Source organism: Paenibacillus sp. XP01 (assembly GCF_057364885.1).
Genome location: NZ_CP139481.1, coordinates 6757416 through 6779780, shown reverse-complemented (window position 1 = coordinate 6779780; position 22365 = coordinate 6757416). Strand labels below are relative to the sequence as shown.

General features: G+C 49.0%; 16 protein-coding genes and 2 riboswitches. Of the genes, 12 read left to right on the top strand and 4 right to left on the bottom strand.

Annotation, left to right across the window (positions count from 1 at the left end; all coding sequences use genetic code 11):
- Positions 1–17: 17 nt before the first annotated feature.
- Positions 18–527, bottom strand: coding sequence for a sigma-70 family RNA polymerase sigma factor (locus tag SNR34_RS30450; RefSeq protein ID WP_343261346.1), 510 nt, complete (start codon positions 525–527; stop codon positions 18–20).
- 477 nt (positions 528–1004) lie between these two features.
- On the opposite strand from SNR34_RS30450, the gene SNR34_RS30445 reads away from it, so the two are divergent.
- Positions 1005–2618 carry a class I adenylate-forming enzyme family protein gene (locus tag SNR34_RS30445; RefSeq protein WP_486180866.1) on the top strand — a complete coding sequence of 538 codons (1614 nt, stop codon included), beginning with the start codon at positions 1005–1007 and terminating at the stop codon, positions 2616–2618.
- 34 nt (positions 2619–2652) lie between these two features.
- Here SNR34_RS30445 and SNR34_RS30440 read toward each other — a convergent pair whose 3' ends face one another.
- Positions 2653–2790, bottom strand: coding sequence for a hypothetical protein (locus SNR34_RS30440; protein ID WP_486180865.1), 138 nt, complete (start codon positions 2788–2790; stop codon positions 2653–2655).
- Positions 2791–2995: 205 nt separating this feature from the next.
- Between SNR34_RS30440 and SNR34_RS30435 the strand changes: the two genes are divergently transcribed.
- Positions 2996–4219, top strand: coding sequence for an ATP-binding protein (locus SNR34_RS30435; protein ID WP_486180864.1), 1224 nt, complete (start codon positions 2996–2998; stop codon positions 4217–4219).
- A gap of 201 nt (positions 4220–4420) precedes the next feature.
- Here the strand turns inward: SNR34_RS30435 and SNR34_RS30430 are convergent, their stop codons facing one another.
- Positions 4421–5512 (bottom strand): GntR family transcriptional regulator, encoded by a 1092-nt coding sequence (locus tag SNR34_RS30430; RefSeq protein WP_236413541.1) that lies wholly within the window; start codon positions 5510–5512, stop codon positions 4421–4423.
- Between the two features lie 439 nt (positions 5513–5951).
- On the opposite strand from SNR34_RS30430, the gene SNR34_RS30425 reads away from it, so the two are divergent.
- The 10 genes from SNR34_RS30425 (at position 5952) to SNR34_RS30380 (ending at position 21776) form a co-directional block, all read left to right on the top strand.
- Positions 5952–7568, top strand: coding sequence for a xylulokinase (locus tag SNR34_RS30425; RefSeq protein WP_486180863.1), 1617 nt, complete (start codon positions 5952–5954; stop codon positions 7566–7568).
- A gap of 1 nt (position 7569) precedes the next feature.
- Positions 7570–8265 carry an L-ribulose-5-phosphate 4-epimerase gene (locus SNR34_RS30420; RefSeq protein WP_236413539.1) on the top strand — a complete coding sequence of 232 codons (696 nt, stop codon included), beginning with the start codon at positions 7570–7572 and terminating at the stop codon, positions 8263–8265.
- A 66-nt stretch (positions 8266–8331) separates the two neighbouring features.
- Entirely contained in the window at positions 8332–9756 is a 1425-nt protein-coding gene (araA, locus tag SNR34_RS30415) for an L-arabinose isomerase (protein WP_343261342.1), read from the top strand.
- 148 nt (positions 9757–9904) lie between these two features.
- Entirely contained in the window at positions 9905–10687 is a 783-nt protein-coding gene (locus SNR34_RS30410; RefSeq protein ID WP_486180862.1) for an AAC(3) family N-acetyltransferase, read from the top strand.
- Between the two features lie 298 nt (positions 10688–10985).
- The gene (locus SNR34_RS30405; RefSeq protein ID WP_486180861.1) at positions 10986–12713 is read left to right on the top strand and encodes a histidine kinase N-terminal 7TM domain-containing diguanylate cyclase; all 1728 of its coding nucleotides are present in this window, start codon (positions 10986–10988) and stop codon (positions 12711–12713) included.
- A gap of 376 nt (positions 12714–13089) precedes the next feature.
- A complete protein-coding gene (cdiI, locus tag SNR34_RS30400) occupies positions 13090–13911 on the top strand; it encodes a ribonuclease toxin immunity protein CdiI (protein ID WP_486180860.1) in 822 nt (273 codons plus the stop codon).
- Between the two features lie 169 nt (positions 13912–14080).
- On the top strand, positions 14081–14446 hold the full coding sequence (locus SNR34_RS30395; protein WP_486180859.1) for a dihydroorotate dehydrogenase (quinone): 366 nt from the start codon (positions 14081–14083) through the stop codon (positions 14444–14446).
- A 254-nt stretch (positions 14447–14700) separates the two neighbouring features.
- The gene (locus SNR34_RS30390; protein WP_339275307.1) at positions 14701–16215 is read left to right on the top strand and encodes a malate:quinone oxidoreductase; all 1515 of its coding nucleotides are present in this window, start codon (positions 14701–14703) and stop codon (positions 16213–16215) included.
- A gap of 245 nt (positions 16216–16460) precedes the next feature.
- A riboswitch (cyclic di-GMP riboswitch) is annotated at positions 16461–16548 on the top strand.
- Positions 16549–16609: 61 nt separating this feature from the next.
- A riboswitch (cyclic di-GMP riboswitch) is annotated at positions 16610–16698 on the top strand.
- 13 nt (positions 16699–16711) lie between these two features.
- Positions 16712–17512, top strand: a complete 801-nt coding sequence (locus SNR34_RS30385) for a transglutaminase-like domain-containing protein (RefSeq protein WP_486180858.1) — start codon at positions 16712–16714, stop codon at positions 17510–17512.
- A 280-nt stretch (positions 17513–17792) separates the two neighbouring features.
- The gene (locus SNR34_RS30380; protein ID WP_486180857.1) at positions 17793–21776 is read left to right on the top strand and encodes a collagen binding domain-containing protein; all 3984 of its coding nucleotides are present in this window, start codon (positions 17793–17795) and stop codon (positions 21774–21776) included.
- Between the two features lie 113 nt (positions 21777–21889).
- Here the strand turns inward: SNR34_RS30380 and SNR34_RS30375 are convergent, their stop codons facing one another.
- The gene (locus tag SNR34_RS30375) at positions 21890–22339 is read right to left on the bottom strand and encodes an SRPBCC family protein (RefSeq protein WP_236413529.1); all 450 of its coding nucleotides are present in this window, start codon (positions 22337–22339) and stop codon (positions 21890–21892) included.
- Between the last annotated feature and the right edge of the window lie 26 nt (positions 22340–22365).

Below are 22365 nucleotides of genomic sequence, written 5' to 3'. Positions count from 1 at the left end.
GGACACGCCTCCTGTCTCTACAGATATTTTCGAAGCTGCTTCAGCCCTTCCCGGAGCCAGCTTTTGATCGTGCCTTCGGGCCTTTGGAGCACTTTGGCGATCTGTGCGGTCGTCATGTCCTGGTAGTACTTCAGCATCACGACGTGACGGTGCTTAGGCTTTAATTTCACGAAGGCCCGCTCCAAATCGATCTGGTCGTTATGCTTCATTTCCTGGGTGGCCTCCTCATGTATCGTATCCGTCGGGGAAACCCGCTTTTGGCGTCGAAGCTCGTCCATACAGCAATTCGTCGTGATTCGGATCAGCCATGGCGTAAACGACTGTTCGTTTTTGAGCTTCTTTCGTTTCATCCATGCCCGGCAGGCCACTTCCTGTACGATCTCCAGCGCATCCGCTTCGTTCCGCATGTAGCTGTAGGCGACGGAATACAACTTGTGCTGTTCTCGGGTTAAGCGTTCGAAAAAAACATCTTCATCCATGATCGAAAATGGCGTATCTTCTACGTATTGATTTCCCGTGTTTTCCAACCCTCACCGCCCCCTTCTGTCTTTTTTGTTCCGGTATGCGGCAGAAACCCGTTGAAATTTTGTTCATATGCAAGACATGTCAGCACGGGAAAACGATGAACTTTTCAAAAAATGTATTTCTCTGGACGACCCACCTCACGGTGAATGGGTTGCTGTGGCTGGACGGGCCAACAGAGGCTTATCTGCCGATGGAAGTATATGTTTGTATGAAAATCGCTCACCTTTATGTAAAATTGGTCCAATTAAATGGCGGGTAAAATGACGGTTTGGAGTGGACAAAGCGTAGGGGAAGGGACCTAATTCCACTCGTGACTGCTATTCAGCACTGTGCTAGATAGGATTCCAAACCATTTATTTCAATTACTAATCAATTCGATCAAAACAATATATGCCTATAAACTCCTTATGTGTGGTATGTTCGAGCAATACCGAGTTTCCTGATCCGGTTATTCAATCCCATACGTGGAGGGCCGTACTATGCTTCTGTCGGAACGCCTGCCATTGGCAGCCAGTCTATACCCTGAGGAACCAGCGCTTTTAAGGCACGGTAAAGTTATGAATTATAGGGAAGTTCACCAAAATGCAGAACAAGTAGGCCAAGTCCTCTATGCAGAGGGGGTGCGGCCTGGTGATCGCATCGCTTTGTTGGGCACCCCTGATCCTCAATTGGTCATTGCCTTATATGCCGCTGTAGGGATTGGTGCCGTCCCATTGGTACCATCCCCTTTACTGACGACTCCAGAGCTTGCGGCCATTCTGAAGGACGCCGAACCAAAGATCGTCATTCACGATCGCCGCTATGCCGATGCTGCGAAATCGGCGGCAGCGTTGCTGGCGAATCCGCCCCGCTTCATTACCGCGGAGGAGGGAGCAGTCGCTGTTTTCGCGGACTCCCTTAACGAAAGCAGCATCGAAACGTCGTCCGTTAGCACTTGCGGACGAAGTGAGGACGACGTGGCCGTATTGGTCTATACGGGGGGAACGACGGGCAGACCGAAAGGGGTCATGCATTCGCATCGCGGCATCGCTGCCTGGAACCAGGTCACGCCTTCTGCCGGTTTCGGATATGACGTTGGCCGCCGCGTGCTGGTACTCAACATTTCGCATTTGGTGGGCCAGTTTCAGATATGGGCCACTATGGCTGCAGGAGGATGTCTTATCTTTTTGGATGAATATCCGGCAAATGTACACCGCATCCTGGAAGCGGTGGAACGCGACCGGATTACACATCTAAGCACGGTGGGACAACTGCTCCGTGACCTCAATCGTGAGTTCTCCGCGACCGATCGAGATAGGCGAAGCCTGAAGGTGATCGGCTGCGGGGGATCTATAATCGCACCGGAAACGCTGCGGGATTCGGTTGCGAAGTTTCCTGGCGCCTTGATGGTCAACAACTACTCGCAGGCCGAATGCGGCATGTCGATCAGCAGACTGTTTCCCGCTCAACATCTGCATGATCCGATCCGGCTTCAATCGGTAGGACGTCCTGCAGATTTGGGACTTCAAGGCGAGCAGGCTTTCGAAGTACGCATCGTGAACGAGCATGGGCGGGAGGCGCAAGTGAATGAACCCGGCGAAATCGTCGTTCGAGGCGCGCAGACGATGATCGGATATTGGCGTCAGCCGGAGGCCACCCGTGAAGCGATGATCGACGGCTGGCTCCGTACCGGCGATCTTGGCTATGTGGATGAGGGAGGGTATCTCTATGTGTTGGATCGGCTGAAGGATATGGTGATCGTTGGCGGCTCCAATGTATACAGCGCCGAAGTGGAGCAGGCGATTTTAGCTCACCCCCAAGTGGCTGATGTGGCAGTGGTGGGAATCCCGCTTCCTCTGGAGGGAGAGGCTCTCGTCGCTTGCGTAGTATTGCAGAAAAAGAGGGACAGCTTGAGTCTGGAACAATTGCATGCGTTCTGCGAAAAAAGCCTTGCTCGCCACAAGTGGCCGGCACATCTGATCATTCTGGATACGTTGCCTCGAACGATCGTTGACAAGGTAGACAAAAAACGGCTTCGCGAGCTGATTTCCCGGTCGATATCCACGCCCGAAATAGAACCAACTTCATTTTCCTCGAAGGTGGACCTGCATTGAAACATAGTTTGAAGCGGGGGTGCAAACCAATACGCTATGCGTTTGCCAACTCCCGCTTTATTTTTGCCAGCATCGTTTCGGCAAATTCCACAAGTTTGGATGGACCGGCCTCCCGATTCACGTTTTCCCCGAATATTTGCTCAAATAACACTGAACCCCATGCCTTTTGCACGTAACAACCTCCTGACAACTCGTAATAATAAAGAGGTTCATGGCAACTCCCTGTATTTCCTGCCCAGCTGTGGAAAAATTAAAATTACATAATAATAAAAAGCTTGTTATATTGTACACAACCAAAGATGAAACTGGGCTATATGGATGATCTTTTCATTCATTGCAAAGGAAGGACATCAATAAAAGGGTTAAGTGGTGAATTCATGAAGGAATTGTACAGTCAAGTGAACCGCAAAACATATTATATCATCATGTCTGTCGTCATCGTGCTGATGTTCGGCGGATTGATTCTGTCTACGACCGAGCTGGAGGAGATTAACCTCGGATATATCATCCATTTGTTGTGCGTAGCAGGAATATCGGCATGTTTATGGATGTATCCCAGGCGCGAGACCCATTTTTTTCGAAAAGTGATCATTCTGGCGGGGTTTGCTTATTTCTACACCCTGTTCTTTATGTATCCGGAGACGTGGACCACGTATATTTTCATTTCTCTCTTTCCCGCATTATCGATCCTGTTTTTTGATTCCAAGCTGTTCTATTTCTCGTTCACGGTCAACGGCATTTTAATCGCCTTCACGTTCTCGTACATCCTTTTGGTGGATCAGCGCAATGCCTATGCCTACTTGCACCAGGACGTGGTGGGCAATCTGATCAACATCGTGGCGATTCAACTATTAATGTTCCTGATCTTTCATCTCTCCTTCGTGAGGATGCGGAAACAGCAGCACTATTACGAACAATTGCAACAATCCGAGCGGCTGAAAATGGTCGCGCATTTGACGGCCGCCGTTGCCCATGAAATTCGCAACCCGGTTACGGTAGTCCGGGGGTTCTTGCAGTTTTTTAAAGAGGACCCTTCATTCTCCGAGTCAACCAAGAACAAATTTCAATTGATGATCGATGAACTGAATACGGTGGAACATATTACTTCCCAATTTCTGACCTTGTCGAAGCCCAGTGTAGACCAGCGTCCGGAGGAGGTAAATGTAAAGGATGTCGTGGAGAGCGTTGAGGGGCTGATCGGCTCCTACGCGATGCTGTCCGACAAACACCTCCGTATCCAAGCGGAGGAAGATTGCTTGATTTTCATCAACGAAATCGAATTCAAGCAGCTGCTCATGAATGTGATCAAAAATGCGTTGGAAGCTTCCGATGCAGGACAATCGGTTGCGGTGATGGCAAAGAGAGAGCATGAATTCATTGAGATTAAAGTCATGGATGAAGGAAGTGGAATGTCCGAAGATGAGGTAAGGTCGCTGGGCACGCCCTATTATTCGTTGAAAAGCAGCGGAACCGGCTTGGGATTGATGATCTGTTTTAACATCGTGGAAAAATATGATGGAAAGATTCGCTATAACAGTGCGAAAGGGCGTGGCACCACGGTTACGATTCAATTTCCTGCAGCAAAGGGGAGCCGCCCATAACCAACCAAAAAGGAGATCTCCCAGAGATCTCCTTTTTGGTTGGTTTTGTGGGCGAACAGCATATACGGAAAGGTATGTTCGCCTTCCGCTTCCCTCCCTCTGAATCCCAATGTATCATGCAGTGCGGGATAACACCCTTGCAGATCGCAACCAATCATGCATGCTTTCTGCCACTCATCCGCCTTGGCGTTTGCCACTGCGTTACTCCACTTCGATTTCCTTAACGGTTTCCCCTTCGACCAGCACAGGCTGATAATAGGTATGGGCGGCCAAGTCTTTCTTGCCTTGCAGTGTTTTGATGATCCAGTCTGCAGCGTCGCGTCCCATCTGCTCTTGGGGATGGGTCAGCGTCGTGAGCTTGATATTGGCGTTTTTGGCGATATACGAGTTGTCCTGGCCGATGATGGAAAGCTCGTCAGGGATCGAAATGCCAAGTTTGCGGCAAGTATGAACCACCTCCAGCCCCACTTCGTCGTTGTAACAGACAATGGCGGTCAGAACGTCCCTGTTTTCGCTTAAGTACGTTTCCAGGCTGGTCGATAGATCCGGTTTGGATGCGGTATCGAACGAAAGCACCTGCTCGGGATGAAAACGCAATTTGGCTTCTCCCAGGGCCTTGATATATCCCTTCATCCGGTATTTCCCCTGCAAATCGTCCATTTTCGCGATAATGCCGATCTGGGCGTGGCCCTTGGCGATCAGTTCCCGCGTGGCGAGATAGCTGGACTGCACGTCATCCAGACAGAAGAAGGGCACCTCCAGCTCCTCATAATAGGCATTAATCATCGTAAACGGCACGTCCTGTTCTTTAAAAGAAAGATAATACGCGATATTAGGGTTGTATAAATTGCTCTTGGTAGGCTCGACAATGAGACCGTCCACGCCGTAGGACAGCATCATTTCAAGCGCCTTTTTCTCCTGGGCGACATCATTGTTGGTGCTGGCAAGCAGCAGCGAATAGTTGTCTTCATTCAATCGGCTTTCAATGCCGCGGATGATGGAAGGAAAGATGTAATCCGAGATATAAGTCGTGATGACACCGATCGTTCTTTTCGAGGCGTGGCCGCCGGACCGCAGCCTGTATTGGTTGCTTACATAGGTCCCCGAGCCCTTTTCGCTTCGCAGAAAACCTTCGTTCGACAGCTCCAAAATGGCTTTCCGTACGGTCTGGCGGCTTACGTTATAGCTCTCCTGCAACGCCGACTCGGTCGGGATTTGTTCTCCCACGTTGTATGTCCCGGCGAGGATATCGCTTTTGATGTCATCGATGATGATTTGATACTTTGGCTTCACGTCATCCACTTCTTTCATTGTCGTTTCATATATAAAAAGTCGTTATCGAAATAGTTGTACGTACATATTTTATCATGATTGCGGCGGGATGGGAACGAAAGGTACATATTTTTGAAATGAACCGTACAATTTGCGGGTGAAACAGGGATGTGTACTTAACAGTATAGCCTGGTAAATGTAAGAATAGTCCACTATAGCGGCAATTTTCACGGACTATGTAGGTATAACTATTATATTTTATTGACAAATGTACGTACAAAAAATATACTAAGGCTGTCAGTTGGAGAAAGCGCCTTCTTGAAGGGGACGAAAAAGTTCTTCGAGTAAAAGGTCGCTTATTTTCGATACGAATTCATGAATTCAATATATTTTTTGCGCTTTTTAGCGATGCCATCCTTCGGATTTAAAACTTGCGATCAGAGAGGGGACAACCGTGATCATGAGTCATGTGGACATGAAAGAAGCGATTGCCAAGGGAGCGACTTCGCTTGGGATCGAATTTGGATCTACGCGGATCAAGGCCGTGTTGATCAACGAGCGTTTTGAAACCGTCGCGTCCGGAAGCTACGAATGGGAGAATCTCCTGAAAGACGGATATTGGACATACAGCCAGGAAGATATCATCGCCGGCATGCAGACGGCCTATCGCGAAATGAAGCAAGAGGTCGAGCAAAAGTATGGAGTGACCCTGCGGACCGTAGGTTCCATCGGATTTTCCGCCATGATGCACGGATATATGGCGTTCGATAACAAAGGCGAGCTGCTGGTGCCGTTCCGGACATGGCGGAACGCCACGACCGGCGCCGCAGCGAAAGAGTTGACCGAGCTGTTCCAGTTCAACATTCCAGAACGCTGGAGCATTGCCCACTTGTACCAAGCCATCCTGAACGGGGAAGAACATGTGCCTCGCATTGATTTCCTGACCACGCTTGCCGGATACATCCACTGGCTGTTAACGGGCAGCAAAGCGATCGGCATCGGCGATGCTTCGGGGATTTTCCCGATCGACGAGGCCTCGCATGACTATCATCCATCCATGATCAAGCAATTCAGCGAGCTGATTGCTGCCAAAGGATATCCATGGAAGGTCGAGGATCTGCTTCCCAAAGTTTATCTCGCCGGAGAACGTGCAGGCGACTTGACCGAGGAGGGCGCCAAGCTGCTCGATCCATCGGGGGATTTGCAGGCAGGCATTCCGCTCTGTCCTCCGGAAGGCGATGCCGGAACCGGCATGGTTGCGACGAACAGCGTGAGAAAGCGCACGGGTAACATCTCGGTCGGCACGTCCGTATTTGCGATGATCGTATTGGAGAAGGAGCTGTCCAAAGTATATCCCGAGATCGATATGGTCACGACGCCGGACGGCAGCCCTGTGGGCATGGTGCATGCCAACAACTGCTCGAGCGACATCAACGCATGGATCGGCTTGTTCCGCGAATTTTCGGAAGCGATGGGATTCGAAGCCGATACCGGCAAGCTGTTCAGCGTCCTGTTCAACAAGGCGCTTGAAGCAGAGCCGGATGGCGGCGGTTTGTTGAGTTACGGGTACTATTCCGGCGAGAACATCACGGGCATCGACAAAGGCCGTCCGTTGTTCGTCCGTTCGCCCGAAAGCCGCTTCAACCTGGCGAATTTTATGCGCACGCACCTCTTTACCGCCTTTGGCGCGCTGAAGATCGGGATGGACATTTTGACGAAGAACGAGAATGTAGCCATTGATAGCATTTTGGCCCATGGCGGGCTGTTTAAAACGCCTGTCGTCGGACAACGCATCGTGGCTGCGGCCATGAACGTGCCGGTATCGGTCATGTCCACCGCAGGCGAAGGCGGAGCATGGGGCATGGCGCTCCTGGCTTCCTACCTGATCAACAAGGATCAAGAAGAGAGCCTGGACGTCTTCCTTGAGCAGAAAGTGTTCAGCGACGTTGCTGGAGAGGAAGTTGCGCCGGATGCATCCGACGTCAAAGGATTCGAAGCATTTATCGAGCGCTACCAGAAGGGATTGGCCATCGAGCAGGCCGCCGTCGACCATCTGGTAGAGAACGGGAGGGACTAACATGTTGGAACAACTGAAACAGGAAGTCTACGAGGCGAACCTGGAATTGCCGAAGCACGGCCTCGTCAAATTCACATGGGGCAATGTCAGCGCGATCGACCGGGAAAGCGGTCTGTTCGTCATCAAACCGAGCGGCGTCAGCTATGACAAAATGAAACCAAGCGACATGGTCGTTGTCGATCTCGACGGCAACGTGGTGGAAGGCGAGATGAGACCTTCCTCCGATACGGCGACGCATGCCGTATTGTATAAGCATTACTCGGAGATCGGCGGTATCGTGCACACCCACTCCACATGGGCAACGATCTGGGCGCAAGCCGGACTGGATGTGCCGGTGATGGGTACGACGCATGCGGACACGTTCTATGGCCCCGTGCCTTGCGCACGCTTTTTGAACCAGGAGGAAATCGACCGCGGATACGAAGCCGAAACAGGCCGCGTCATCATTGAAACGTTCGAACAACGCGGTTTGGACGTTATGGCGATCCCGGCGGTACTGCTTCATGGCCATGCACCGTTTACTTGGGGCAAAGATGCCAAGTCGGCGGTCGTGAACAGCGTCGTCCTGGAGGAAGTGTGCAAAATGAATCTGTACGCTCGCCAATTGAACAACTTTGCGAAGGAGCTGCCGCAAGGCATTCTGGATAAACACTATTTGCGCAAACACGGCAAAGACGCCTACTATGGGCAGAAATAAATCGGACATCAGCACAAGCGGATCAATGCTTGAAAAACATAAACCATGGAAAAGAGGATGATCGATATGACAGCAACAGCAGCTAAAGAATTTTGGTTCGTCGTAGGTTCGCAGCATCTGTATGGGGAAGAAGCGCTGGGCGAGGTTAAAGCGAACGCGCAAAAAATCGCGGATGCCCTGAACGCAAGCGGCGTTCTGCCATACCCGCTCGTATTGCAGGATCTGGCCGTCAGCGCGGACAAAATCACAAGCATCATGAAGGAAGTCAACTATCGCGACGAGGTGGCGGGCGTAATCACATGGATGCATACGTTCTCCCCGGCGAAAATGTGGATCCGCGGCACGAAATTGCTGCAAAAGCCGCTGCTCCATCTGGCAACCCAATTCAATGAGAGCATCCCTTGGGCGACGATCGACATGGACTTCATGAACTTGAACCAGGCGGCGCATGGCGACCGCGAGTATGGGTTCATCAATGCCCGCCTGAAAAAACAAAACAAAATCGTCGTTGGCTACTGGGAGCGTCCTGAAGTGCAGAAGCAAGTCGCGGATTGGATGGACGTAGCCGTTGCTTATAACGAAAGCTTCAACATTAAAGTGGCTCGTTTCGGCGACAACATGCGCAACGTGGGCGTTACGGAAGGCGACAAAGTGGAGGCCCAAATCCAGTTCGGCTGGACCGTGGACTACTTCGGCATCGGCGACCTCGTGCAGTACGTGAATGCTGTGACCGAGCAAGAGATCGACGATCTGATGAGCGAGTATGCAGAGCTGTATGAATTCGACTACGGCACGTACAGTAAAGAAGATTGGGAAGCCAGCGTGCGCGTGCAAGCGAGCTACGAGATCGCGATCAAACGTTTCTTGGATGATGGCGGATACACCGCTTTCACGACAAACTTCGAAGACCTGCACGGCATGAAGCAGCTTCCGGGTCTGGCCGTTCAACGTTTGATGGCCCAAGGCTACGGATTCGCCGGCGAAGGCGACTGGAAAACGGCTGCGCTTGACCGTTTGCTGAAAGTGATGGCTCATAACGAAAACACCGGTTTCATGGAAGACTACACCTACGAGATGGCAGCAGGTCAGGAAGCGATTCTGCAATCCCACATGCTTGAAGTTGATCCGACGCTGGCGAGCAACAAGCCGAAAATCATCGTGTCCCCACTTGGGATTGGCGATCGCGAAGATCCGGCACGTCTCGTATTTGACGGTAAAGCCGGCGAAGGCGTAGTTGTTTCCATGGCTGACTTCGGGACACACTACAAATTGTTGATTAACGAAGTCTCTGCCTTCGAACCGACGGTTCCGGCTCCAAAACTGCCGGTGGCCCGCGTACTTTGGAACGTGAAGCCGAACTTCCAGGATGGGGTCAAAGCCTGGATCGAAAATGGCGGCGGCCATCATACCGTGGTATCCCTGAATTTGACGACAGATCAAATCGTGACCTATGCCAAACTGGTTAATTTGGAGTACGTGGTCATTAAGTAATTTGGCCATCATTCACGCATACGATTTCTTATGAAGCGGCCGGAGGCAACCCTCCGGCCCTTTCTTATGTGGTTGGATAATTTATCCTTCTACTGTACAACGGTCAACGGTTTTCTTTTATAATACTTAAAAGGAGGTATTGATAGTTATGCATACCCAAGCAAGCTTCCTTCAGCAGCTCCAACAGCTCGGCATCGACGGCAAGGGCACGTTGCTCATGCATTCTTCCATGAAAAGCATAGGTGAAGTCGAGGGCGGAGCCGACACGGTACTTGATGCGTTAACCGAATACATGAAAGAGGGACTGCTCGTTTTGCCCACGCATACGTGGTCCACGATCAATGCGAGTAACCCAATGTTCCACGTGGAATCATCGCCATGCTGCGTCGGCATTTTGCCAGAGCTTTTCCGCAAACGCCCTGGCGTGGTTCGTTCATGGCATCCGACGCACTCGGTAGCCGCTCTCGGTCGGGATGCAGAAGCGTTTACGAAAGATGATCATCTGTTCGACACGCCTTGTGCGAGAGGTTCGGCATGGGGCAAACTGCTGGATCGGCAAGCGACCATTATTTTGGTGGGCGTAGATCTGAAACGGAATACGTTTATCCATGGCGTTGAGGAGTGGGTGGACATCCCAGGTCGGTTGACGGACGGACATGAACCGTTATGCACCGTTCTGCCCGATGGAACGAAGATACAGGTACCTTCACGCAGACATTGCGGATTGTCCTGGTCAGAGCACTTTTGGAAGGTGGACGAGGTGCTGGAGCGAGAAGGGGCGATGTACAAAGGGAAACTTGGCGATGCGGTGGTGAGGGTTTGTAATGCTGCAAAAGTAGCAGAGGTGATCACAGGGATGCTGCGGGAAAATCCCGATCTGTTCTCGGATAATGAACCGCTGAAAGACGATTTGTACGACCATACGCGGTAACGGAGGACCATGAATCGCAGAATTTCCCGTGGCTGTGCCAAGCCTGGTTTGAAACGTTCAAAAGCCGTCAAAACTTCACGGAATTGATTTCAGAAATGCTCAGAGGTTGGCTGGACTGCCATTGTGTGGGCTACTCAGTCTCTTTGCGGTGTGATAAGATGTGGTTTAATTAACCAATAACAACTGTGAGGCAATCCTTTCTGAAGGCTATTGAAGTCTTATTAAAGGTTCATTTCAGATTCAAGGAGTATACTGTTCCATGATATCGTAGTTGTTGAATCGACAAAGGAGAAGATTTGTGAGCCCATCAGCGTGGTATGATCTCTTTCTATTCGTCCTCTTGTTTGCGTTATATGTCTATGTTTTTGTTACCGTTAGAATTACGAACTTACATAAGGTGTACTTTCTTTTTCACGGTTTGATGATGATCTGGCCGTTCTGCCAGTTTGCCATTGACCTGACGGGCAATCTCAGCTTGCAATGGTTTTACGTGACGCTTTCCTTTGTTGCCGTATCGCTGCTCGGAAGCGGGTGGTTGTTGCTAACCTATTTCCTGACAGGCGAAACAGATCGATTAAGGAATAGGAAAAGAAAAACCGTCTTTTTGTTCGTCCCTGCGGTCATTGGAGCTACAGGCGTCGTGCTGAATCCGTGGAACTGGTTCGTGACGCCGCTGGGCGGCGGATATGCAGAACGTTCCTACGGCCCATGGTTTTGGGTGATCCTTGCAATTCTCGTGAGCTACTTTCTGGCATCCCTCTCCGTCTTGTTCGGAGCGCTTCGTTCTTCCCGGACGCTGCCTGCGATCAAGAAGCAGGTCGTTTTCACATTGTGGGGTCTCTTCGTGCTGGCTGCATTTGCCGGTTTGGATGCCTTGCTTAACGTCGTATTCAGACCATGGTTGCCGATTATTCCGGGACTGACCTCCTTGGGAATCTTTCTGTCCGGGCTGTTCTTTGTCTATGTCATTAAAAAATACAACGTGTTTGATCTCGTCTCCATTGCGCACGAGGATGTCATTAACACCATTCCTCACGGAATTCTTGTATTGGACGAGAACGAAACCATTGTTGAAGTCAATAAGGCACTGCGGTCATTCATGGATATGAACGTGGGCGATACGTTTGATTTGGATGCATTTTTGGAATCCGTGCGGGCGGAGGGCAAGGTCCGCGAGTTTGCGGAACATTACAAACGAAAAGAAAACATTTTGTCCCAGATCGAAATCATCGTGGAGAGGGACTTTGTTCGCCGGTTTATTTTGCAATCCTCGCCAATCGTTGATTCGCGCCTTGTCCCTATCGGACATATCCTTACGTTTCAGGATGTTTCGCAGGAGCGTTATCTCGTTGAAGAATTGAATCGACAGAACATAGTGCTTCAAGAACGAAACCATTCATTGGACCGCATTAGCAGCGAGTTGTCCAAAGCTAATCAGAAGCTGGAAGAACTGGTCGTTACGGACAGTTTGACGGACAGTTATAATCGTCGTTACTTGACCCAGCAGTTGACGCATGAAGTGATCACCAACATGCAGTACAGAATCCCGTTTTCAATGATTCTCTTTGATATTGATTTCTTCAAAGGGATTAATGATAAGCACGGGCACGTCATCGGCGACGAAGTTCTCCATCGCATGGCGCTCATCGTGAAACAGTCCATCCGCAGCACCGATATTCTGGCCCGGTACGGCGGGGAGGAATTTATGATCTATCTTCCGCATGCAGGCAGCAATTTGGCCAAACAGGTCGCGGAACGCGTGAGATTATCGGTGGAAAGAAATCCTATGGCACTGGGGGAGGACGAGGAACCGGTTTCCATAACGGTGAGTATGGGAATTTTATCGGTGGAGGATTTCCAAACCGTTCAAGTGCCTGACAGTCCGGAAGGATTTTTGGTTCAATTGTTCGCCGCCGTGGACAAAGCCTTGTACCAAGCCAAGCATAACGGACGAAATCGAGTTGAATTTGCGGAGTTGAAATGGATTGCAGCGGGAGATGGTTCATCCGATACGGAAGTCTCTTGAGAAGTGAAGGCTGCCGACGGGACTGTGGTCTATGGTGATAAAGCCGCTGTGATGAAAGCATTATTTTGTTATTTACAGGCCATTCGTCAAAGAATTGGCCTGTATTTTTCGTTGTATCAGAATATGCTTGTGACAAGACGGGACGGTCTCAGGAGCCTTACCCATCTCACTAGCTCACCAACTGACAAAAAAATAGTAGGCATACGTCTAGGTGAATCAATAAAGCGCTAAGATATACCATTAGGGTCAGCAGCTTATACATTCTAAAGATTGCGCCCAATATTCGAGAGTTAGAGATGCGTCAGTTACCCGTGTTTTACTTTTTATTTTATAAAATACAAGCACTAAAAGGGTGAGTTTTGGTTATGGGGGGAGTATGAATATTAGATATATATACAGTATTGAATATAATGAGCATTTCAACGAAGTGATACTCGATTTTAGTTTGGATAAGTCATTAAAAAATGGTTATCTGATCACTAATTCGTTAGGGACTGATATCTTTGGAGATTTTGCTGCTATTCAGGAAGAGATCAGAGGGTTACTCGAGCTGTTTACCGGGAAAGCAACCTTTCATGGCGGCGGTGGCAATGTGAACCTAATCCATTCTGATGCGAAGTACACTACTTTTGAAGACATATTCGCTGAAGAAGGCGTGGAAGATTCTACGTGTACTATTGATACAGTAGAATACATGAGAATAATTCTTGTGTGGGCCAAGAGAAATGTTCAATATAAAAGACACCGAGGCGTCATGGATCAAGGACATGCGGAACTATTCGAAGATTGGATAAACGAAACAATCGTAGCGATCGATGGAGAAAAAGAAATGTACAGAATACTTAAAGAAAAAGACGAAATTGATAAACTGGTTGAATCTTATTTCTGGGTTGTTGATTTCTTAAGAGCTCTGCAATATTTTGGGGACGTTGAGAGACATGGGTATGGATCAGGTCCACTAGAGTTACAATTTTCATCCTATCATGAGCCAGATGAGGAATACTACATTGGAGATAAGAAGGTATGCTTTATTGGGGAACCGCCAGCTTATGACGAAGATGTAATGGCAGTAATGGAGTATGATGAATTTTATAACTATTTAATGATTTTTAGTGCAAGACATCTTGAAGAGCACCCAGAAGATAAAAATAAAGTTAATGCTTCATTAGAAATAATAAAAAACAGATTAGGTATTTAGTCGAACAAAAGTTTGTACAAACAACTTGCCAAGCCACAATATAGGCTATCCATCCGTATTTTGGTTGCTTTATGCTTTAGTCTCGACTCCCACCCAGTATCGAATGATTCGTACGGCTGATTTTAAGTAAACATAACGGATAGAATTCCCGTAACAAGGAGATGGGGTTGTGGAAATAATAAACAGGAAATATTATGAAGGTTATGAGGGGGAAGGAGAAATACAGTTTATAAGGCCCCTCTCAAATGGAGATAAGTATGTAATAAGAATATGGGATGGTTATTTTGACGAAATAATGGGGGGAATACAGCCGGAGCAAGACGGGTGGACAGGTTTGGCATATTATTACCATGTTGAAGAGCCTTGGTGGGAAAAACCATGGAAGATTCCAAATATACAAATCGTATTAAAACAGCTACAAGAAATAAAAACCGAGCATTTGAATGCGGAGGCCAAGGACTTACTTGTAGAGCTTTGTAATATATTGTCCAACTCCTGGGAATCAAACGAATCTGTATGGATTGCTGATGAGTAAGCTTATTTGAAAAAAGAAATCTTTCAGGGATATAAGCGGGTTAGCGGAGGGGAACAAATTAGAGTATACTAACTATTAGAGCAAATATCTTCAAATTACATATTTAACTCTATCCATAATATTGATACACTATGTGTAGAGCATTATTTATACAGAAAAGGTGTGAGCCAGCTCCACAGACCGGCTTGCTTCAATGCCATATCGACAGCGCTTACATCCTTTCGGCAAATCTTAGGGTATAAGGACGGTTAATAATGAGCCACGGACAAACGAGTACAGATGTGATCTTGATTGGTGCCGGAATTATGAGTGCAACATTGGGAACCTTGCTGAAAGAATTGGCACCCGACTGGAAGATAAAGGTATTTGAAAAGCTCGCCACTGCGGGAGAAGAAAGCTCCAACGAATGGAATAACGCCGGAACAGGGCATGCTGCGCTATGTGAACTCAATTATACCGTCGAACGGCCGGACGGTTCCGTAGATATAAGCAAAGCCATCAAGGTTAACGAACAATTCCAGATTTCACGGCAATTTTGGGCTTATCTCGTCAACAGCCGCCTGATTCGAAATCCGCAGGATTTCATCATGCCGCTTCCCCACTTGAGTTACGTGCATGGCGAGCAGAACGTCCAGTTTCTGAAAAGACGTTATGAAGCCTTGTCGAACCATCCTTTGTTCAAAGGCATGGAGTTTTCGGACGATCCGGCGAAGCTGAAGCAATGGATTCCTCTGATGATGAAAGGGCGTACCGGAAACGAGCCGATTGCAGCGACCAAAATTGACTCGGGTACGGACGTTAACTTTGGTGCTTTAACGCGTATGCTGATGGAACAATTGAAGAAAAGCAATGTGGGCATCCACTATCAGCATAGCGTCAAAAACATGAAACGTACGAGCGATGGCTTATGGGAATTGACGGTGAAAAACCTCAAGAGCGGGGCGACCGAGCGCCACAGGGCCAAGTTCGTCTTTATCGGAGCGGGCGGAGGCAGCTTGCATTTGCTGCAGAAGTCGGGTATTCCGGAAGGCAAACACATCGGTGGATTTCCGGTAAGCGGTATTTTCATGGCTTGCAAAAACCCGAAGGTCGTCGAGCAGCACCATGCCAAGGTATATGGCAAAGCCTCGGTAGGTGCCCCGCCAATGTCGGTGCCGCATCTGGACACCCGCTACATCGATAACCAAAAGTCGTTGTTGTTCGGGCCGTTTGCAGGTTTCTCGCCGAAGTTCCTGAAGACCGGTTCAATGACTGACCTGATCACCTCGGTGAAACTGCATAACCTGTTAACCATGCTGGCAGCCGGCGTGAAGGAGATTTCGCTGACGAAGTATCTGATCCAGCAGCTGATGCTGTCCAAAGAGCAGCGCATGGAAGAATTGCGTGACTTTGTACCGGATGCCAAAAGCGAGGACTGGGATTTGGTCGTTGCCGGCCAGCGCGTGCAGGTAATCAAGGATACCGCTCAAGGCGGCAAAGGCACGCTTCAATTCGGTACGGAAGTAGTGACTGCGTCGGATGGTTCGATCGCTGCCTTGCTGGGGGCTTCTCCGGGGGCATCCACTGCTGTGCATGTCATGTTGGAAATCCTTCAGCGCTGCTTCCCGCAGCATATAAGCGCATGGGAGCCTAAGATCAAAGAGATGATCCCTTCCTACGGCCAGTCATTGGTGGAGAACGTGGAATTGCTCAACAGAATTCATGCTTCGACCGCCAAAGCCCTAGGCCTGGCAGAGAAGAGGGGCTCCAGTTCGGTGATGAACGGGTAACCGTTGTCGTTGAAGTGCATATACAAGGAAAGAGCTAAGCCGGTTTCAAGCCGCGCTTAGCTCTTTGTTTTTTATATTAATGGTTCGAATCTCCCAACAATTCCTCCCTGGCAGCATACCATTGGTCTATGAGATGGGAACGTTCGAAATGTAACCTTGATTATTCGACAAAAGCGGCGCGACTTGGAAGATTTCTACTTGTCGAATGGGGCGGTATTTGATATGATGTAATCACCAAAAGCAAATCACGATAACGGCAAACTTGTCGAAAGGCAAGGACGCAAAGCTACAGGGTCTTCTTGACATATTGTCAAATGGCAGCCAGCTACCGAACGAAAGTGCTTTTTTTGTTTTTTTATTGGACAAATATCCACTAAAACGCAGTAAAACTCAATAACGATAATGGCAAACCTGTCGAAAGGCAGGGACGCAAAGCTATAGGGCCTTCTTGATGCATGATCAAATGGCAGCCTGGCTACCGAAGGGGGTTTACAGCATGCGTAACGCTGTGTTCGCCATGGTAGGACTACTTGTCTTACTCTTATGCGCACCGGTTGTACAAGCTGCGCAGTCTGAAGATTGGCTGGGTTTGGACCAGCTTGATCGCGGAGCAGTTGTCATCCATTATGACGTGAAATCCGATGTAAAGACTAAGCTTATGATCGCCAAAGGACAGGAAAAATATACATATACGCTGCTGCCGGGTAAGTCTCGGGACGTTTTCCCGCTGCAAATGGGGAACGGAGACTATACAATCACTGTGTTGGAACAAGTCAGCGGCACCAAATACAAGGTCGTTCAAGAAGGAGCCGTCAAGCTTCATCTGAAGGACAGCAACAACGTATATCTGAACTCGATTCAGAATATTGATTGGTCTGATAATGAACAAGCTGCACAGCTTGCTAAAAAGTTAGCCCGGTCTGCAAAAACGGACCAAGAAAAAGTACAAGCTGTATACGACTATGTGATCGGTAACATTCGTTATGACAAAGTACTTGCATCGAGAGAGTTAACGGACTATCTTCCAGATAACGTCCGCACGATCATGGATCTCAAAGGGATGTGCTACGATTATGCTTCCTTGCTTGCATCCATGCTGCGGAGTCTCGATATACCGACCAAATTGGTAATGGGTACTTCGGATTATGTAGATGTATACCATGCATGGAATGAAGTTTACCTCAACGGGCAGTGGATCACCATCGATACTACCGTCGATGCCGCTTGGAAAACGCAAGGTACTTCGTTCAAAATGATTAAAGACGCTTCGCACTACACAGCATCGAAAATTTACTAATATTCTCGTGAATATAAGCTTTGGACGCACATGTCCAAGGCTTTTTCGGGTTTGTTAAGAAAATGTCTATGCGATGGCGTTATAATGCAGGAAGCCCATTTGGTTCTGAACGAAAATATAGACACCATTTGAATCGTGCGCCAATTGAACGAGGTGGAGGTGATGGACTCAGACGTCCCTTATAGGCATGTAGTTCACTGGATACATGTCTCGAATTGCGCACCAAAAGCGAGATTGGAACCGAAAAAACGAGGGTAATGACGAGTCCGAGGGAGAGATTATGAAGAAAAAAGTAAGTGGAATCGTAATGGTACTGCTGCTTATGATCCAAACGCTGTTTGGCGCATCTGTTGGGATCGCCAGTGCAGCGGAAAACGTGCAGGGGCAGGGAACGGATGTCGGGGCCCAGCAATTGGAAAATGGCGATCAAGTACCGGGAGGCGTCCAACCATCGGTTGACAATGATCAGGAACCCGGTAGCAGTACGGATGAATCGGTAGACGAAGTTCAAGACCCGAGTACGGGCACCGATGAGTCGGTAGATGAAACAGAAGATCCGAGCAAGGGCACTGAGGGATCTGTGGATGCCGCAGAACCGGGCAGTGATACGGACGAGGCGGTAGATGAAGAAATCAAGAAACCGGAAGCTGGTAACAACGACGATACGACAATTCCGGTTTCAGACGATATTTTAACCAAACTGGTACTAACCGATATTAACGGTACCGTCATTGATGCAGTATATAATCCAGACAGCACTTTGGACATTGGCGCAGCGGTAAACCTGAGTTACGAATGGGAACTCCCGAACGGACACGGGTATAAGAATGGCAGTACGTTTACGTTTGATCTGCCGCAGCAGTTCGAAATTTACACGGAGATCGACGAACCGCTCGTTGCTGACCAAGGCGAAGTCGGCCGATTCACGGTGGACCGGAGCGGCAAAGTAGTGATGACTTTCAATGAATACGTCGAGAGTCATTCCAACATCAGCGGCAAACTGGAAATCCGCACGGAATTCAAAAAAGAAGTTCTTACAGGGAGCACGGAGGTCGTTATCGCTATTCCGGTCAGAAGCGGAGTTCAGACGATTATCGTGAACCTGAAGCCGCAAGGCGGCAAATTGATCGAGAAACAGGGGAAAGCGGTTGGTAAAGATCGCATTGATTGGACTATTCAAATCAACAAATCGTTGAATAAGATCAACCATGCGGTTGTTACCGACGTCATGCCTGAAGGTCTGGAGCTTGCACCCGACACTGTCGAGGTGTATCAATTGCAGGTGAATGGTGACGGGTCGACCGTCCTAGGGGGCAAAGTAGACGCCGGAAAGTACACGGTTGAATCGAACGGCGGCACCAAGCTGGAACTGGCATTCCAGGACGAATCGATCAACAAGGCGTATGAAATTCGTTTTACGACGAATCGAATCGGCGAACAGGCCCGCTTTGAGAATAAGGCCGTATTGTCCGGCGAAGGCATCGAGGATGCCCAAGCGACCGCAACGGTAACGGTGGATTTGGGGAAATTCCTGGATAAGACATATAAGCAAAATAACGACACAGGGGTTATCACTTGGACGGTCAAATATAATTTCAATGGAAAGCACGTTCCACAAGAACAGGCGGTCATCACGGATCAGTTCAGCAACGTTCATGAATGGGTTGCCGATTCGCTGAAAGTGTATAACGGCAATTCTACCGACGCGAAGAATTTGTTGGCATCGACGGAATATAAAGCCGTGCCCGTGGGAACGAACGGATTCAAACTTCAATTTAATAATGATGTTGATTCCGCATACACCATCGTTTACCAAACCCAACCGGTCGATCGTTCGACTGCCGACGGCAAAGAGGTCAGAAATAAAGTCACCTCCGGCGATTCGATTAAAGAAGTGACGGTTCCGGCTCAAGGCAGCCGTGCGCTGACGAAAGGAACATGGAACATCGATTTTGCCAGCAAAACGGCAACATGGATGATTACGGTTAACAGCGACAGCAAACCGGACGGCAGCAAATACCATATGGAAAACGTAGTCATTAAAGATACGTTCCCGCAGGGCGGTCTTGAATTTATTCCCGATTCGGTGATCGTTAAGGCGGATGGGACCAAGGTTTCCGATCGTGAATATGAGGTCGCGTATGATAATGCTCGTCAGGGTTTTGTCATTAAGTTCCTCAATACCATAAAGACCACATATACCATTGAATACAAAACCAAGTTTAATATTGAATGGTTGACGAAAAGCAATTTGGATTACATGAACCGGGCTTCAATGACTTGGAGCGAAAACGGAGTGGATAAAGGACCCATTCAAAGGGATGCGAGCTTTGCCTCCGACGGATATACCAAAAACAACGGCGGGAAAGATGGCAGCTACAATCCTGTCGACAAGGAAATCACATGGAACATCAAGATGAACTACAACCTCAACACGCTGAATGATGCGATTGTGAAGGATGTTCTGAAGGATGGGCAAAAGCTTGTCCCGAACTCGGTCAAAGTATACGAGATGAAGCTGCTGGGGTGGTGGAACGGTGTTTCGAAAGGCGCCGAGGTACCGGCTTCCGAGTATGAAGTGACCGAACCTACCGAAACGAATGGCAACGAGTTGTCCGTTCATTTCAAGGGTCCAACCTCCTCGGCGTATTGGATCGAGTTCAAAACGTCGCTGCAAGGCACAGTGATCACCAAAGACATGAATAACACGGCCGAACTGTGGAATGGTGGCGACAAAGCCGCTACCTGGAATGCTAAGGTATCTGTTCCTCACGGCGGTGAGTATGTAACAAAAAGCGGTGCCCAAAATGGAAATAAGATCGATTGGTCGATTCGTATCAATGAAGGCCAATCCCATATTTCAAACGCCAAGATCATTGACGAGCCGAGTGCAAATCAGATCTTGATCGAGGATTCTTTCCATTTGTATGCAACATCCGTTAATAAGAATGGAGAAGCGGTCAAAGCCGGAGAGTTGACTGAAGGAAAAGATTATACGTTAACGTTCACGAGACTTGAAGACGATCAGGAAATATTCGAGTTGAAATTCAAGAACGATATCTCTTCAGCCTATATTCTGGAATATCAGTCATTCATTATTGCCGCAGACAAGGAAGCCGTGCGAAATAAGGTGGCACTTGAAGGCGACCAGCTGAAGACGGAGATGCGGGAAACGACGAAAGAAATCATCGTTCGTACCTCTTCGGGTTCGGGTTCCGGCGGCGGCGTAACAGGCAGCCTGGAAGTGACGAAGGTGGATAAGGATGACGATACGAAATTGTTGGCAGGAGCGAAATTCGTGCTTTACGACAAAGCAGGCAAACGCGCCCCAATGGTGAAAACGACGGATGAAGAAGGAAAGATCCTGTTTACGAAACTGCTCTATGACGATTATGTGTTGGAGGAGCTTGCGGCTCCGGAAGGATATAAGATTGGTCAATCAACTTGGGACGTCAAGATTGACTCCAGTATCGTGAGTAAGGGCAATGTCGTGAAATTAACTGTAACGAACGAAAAAGAAGAGCCTGTTGATCCGACGGATCCAACAGATCCAACAGATCCAACGGACCCAACGGATCCGACAGATCCAACGAACCCAACGGATCCAACAGATCCGACGGACCCAACGGATCCGACAGATCCAACGAACCCAACGGATCCAACAGATCCGACGGACCCAACGGATCCGACAGATCCAACGAACCCAACGGATCCAACAGATCCGACGGACCCAACGGATCCGACAGATCCAACGAACCCAACGGATCCGACAGATCCGACGAACCCGACGGATCCAACGAATCCTACCCATCCGGGCACACCAACGGATCCAGGTACTCCGGTTAACCCGGGAACTCCTGGAAATACACCGGATCCGGGGACACCATCAACGCCAGGAACGCCGACTGATGAAGTAGACGTACCGGATGAAGAGACCCCGAGAGGTGAACCGTCGATACCAGAAACGCCTTCGACGGACGATCCGGAGACACCGACCATCGAGATCGATGAGGGTGAGATTCCGCGCGGCGGCATTGAGCCGGAACCGCAGACGAATGAACCTAAAACGCCGGATCAGCAGCCTGCGAAACCGCAAACACCGGATCAGCAGACTGCAATACCACAAACACCGTCATCGGAAATTACGATCAAGACGCTTCCGCAAACGGGCGAAGCAAGCAGATATCCGTTTTATTTCGCGGGTGTGGGGCTGATTTTGATCGGAGCATGGTTAGGTCTTCAACGAAAAGCTATGAAATCATAACATTGTGCATTGAATATAGCCCCTTTGTTCTGTTAGACAGGACATAGGGGCTTTTTTGGCGTATTAATTCATAATCAACGCAGGTCCAGCGTCAATACGTGTGATCCCGTCTGTTACCAGCCGAAGTCCAACGTTTTTCCCGTTTCGGCATACGTTTTAATGCTGCTAAGTATCATCCACCAATGCTCCTTTGCATTGGCAAAGGACGGGTGCCCAGGGGTCCATTGGTCATTGGTCAATGTCAGTTTGGTGCAGCCGCCTACGGGTTCCAAGGTAAAAGTTACCCGTGATTCAAGATCGGCGTGGTTGTCACGGTAGGATGCTCCGGGATGTTCAAGGTAGCTGAGCACCTTCCCGGGAACGGCTTGCAGGATGGTGCCGTAGACATGCACCGTCTCGTCCCCGTCGTTGCCCGGGCCTACATACTGGAAAGCCGCTCCCGGTTCCAGGGTTGTGTTGAGGGCAGCGCCGAAAAACGTGCTGCGCGTGCCCTCCGGACTCACCAGGGTATTCCATACGTTTTCTGGCGTTGCGCCGATATAAAAAATGTACTGTAATTCCATAATCATGCTCCTCCTTAAGTGTGCAA

Bases quoted from the DNA above. Each gene is read 5' to 3' on its own strand.
- SNR34_RS30445 (WP_486180866.1), top strand. From the start codon at position 1,005: ATGCTTCTGTCGGAACGCCTGCCATTGGCAGCCAGTCTATACCCTGAG.
- SNR34_RS30435 (WP_486180864.1), top strand. From the start codon at position 2,996: ATGAAGGAATTGTACAGTCAAGTGAACCGCAAAACATATTATATCATC.
- SNR34_RS30425 (WP_486180863.1), top strand. From the start codon at position 5,952: ATGAGTCATGTGGACATGAAAGAAGCGATTGCCAAGGGAGCGACTTCG.
- SNR34_RS30420 (WP_236413539.1), top strand. From the start codon at position 7,570: ATGTTGGAACAACTGAAACAGGAAGTCTACGAGGCGAACCTGGAATTG.
- araA (WP_343261342.1), top strand. From the start codon at position 8,332: ATGACAGCAACAGCAGCTAAAGAATTTTGGTTCGTCGTAGGTTCGCAG.
- SNR34_RS30410 (WP_486180862.1), top strand. From the start codon at position 9,905: ATGCATACCCAAGCAAGCTTCCTTCAGCAGCTCCAACAGCTCGGCATC.
- cdiI (WP_486180860.1), top strand. From the start codon at position 13,090: ATGAATATTAGATATATATACAGTATTGAATATAATGAGCATTTCAAC.
- SNR34_RS30390 (WP_339275307.1), top strand. From the start codon at position 14,701: ATGAGCCACGGACAAACGAGTACAGATGTGATCTTGATTGGTGCCGGA.
- SNR34_RS30385 (WP_486180858.1), top strand. From the start codon at position 16,712: ATGCGTAACGCTGTGTTCGCCATGGTAGGACTACTTGTCTTACTCTTA.
- SNR34_RS30380 (WP_486180857.1), top strand. From the start codon at position 17,793: ATGAAGAAAAAAGTAAGTGGAATCGTAATGGTACTGCTGCTTATGATC.
- SNR34_RS30375 (WP_236413529.1), bottom strand. From the start codon at position 22,339: ATGGAATTACAGTACATTTTTTATATCGGCGCAACGCCAGAAAACGTA.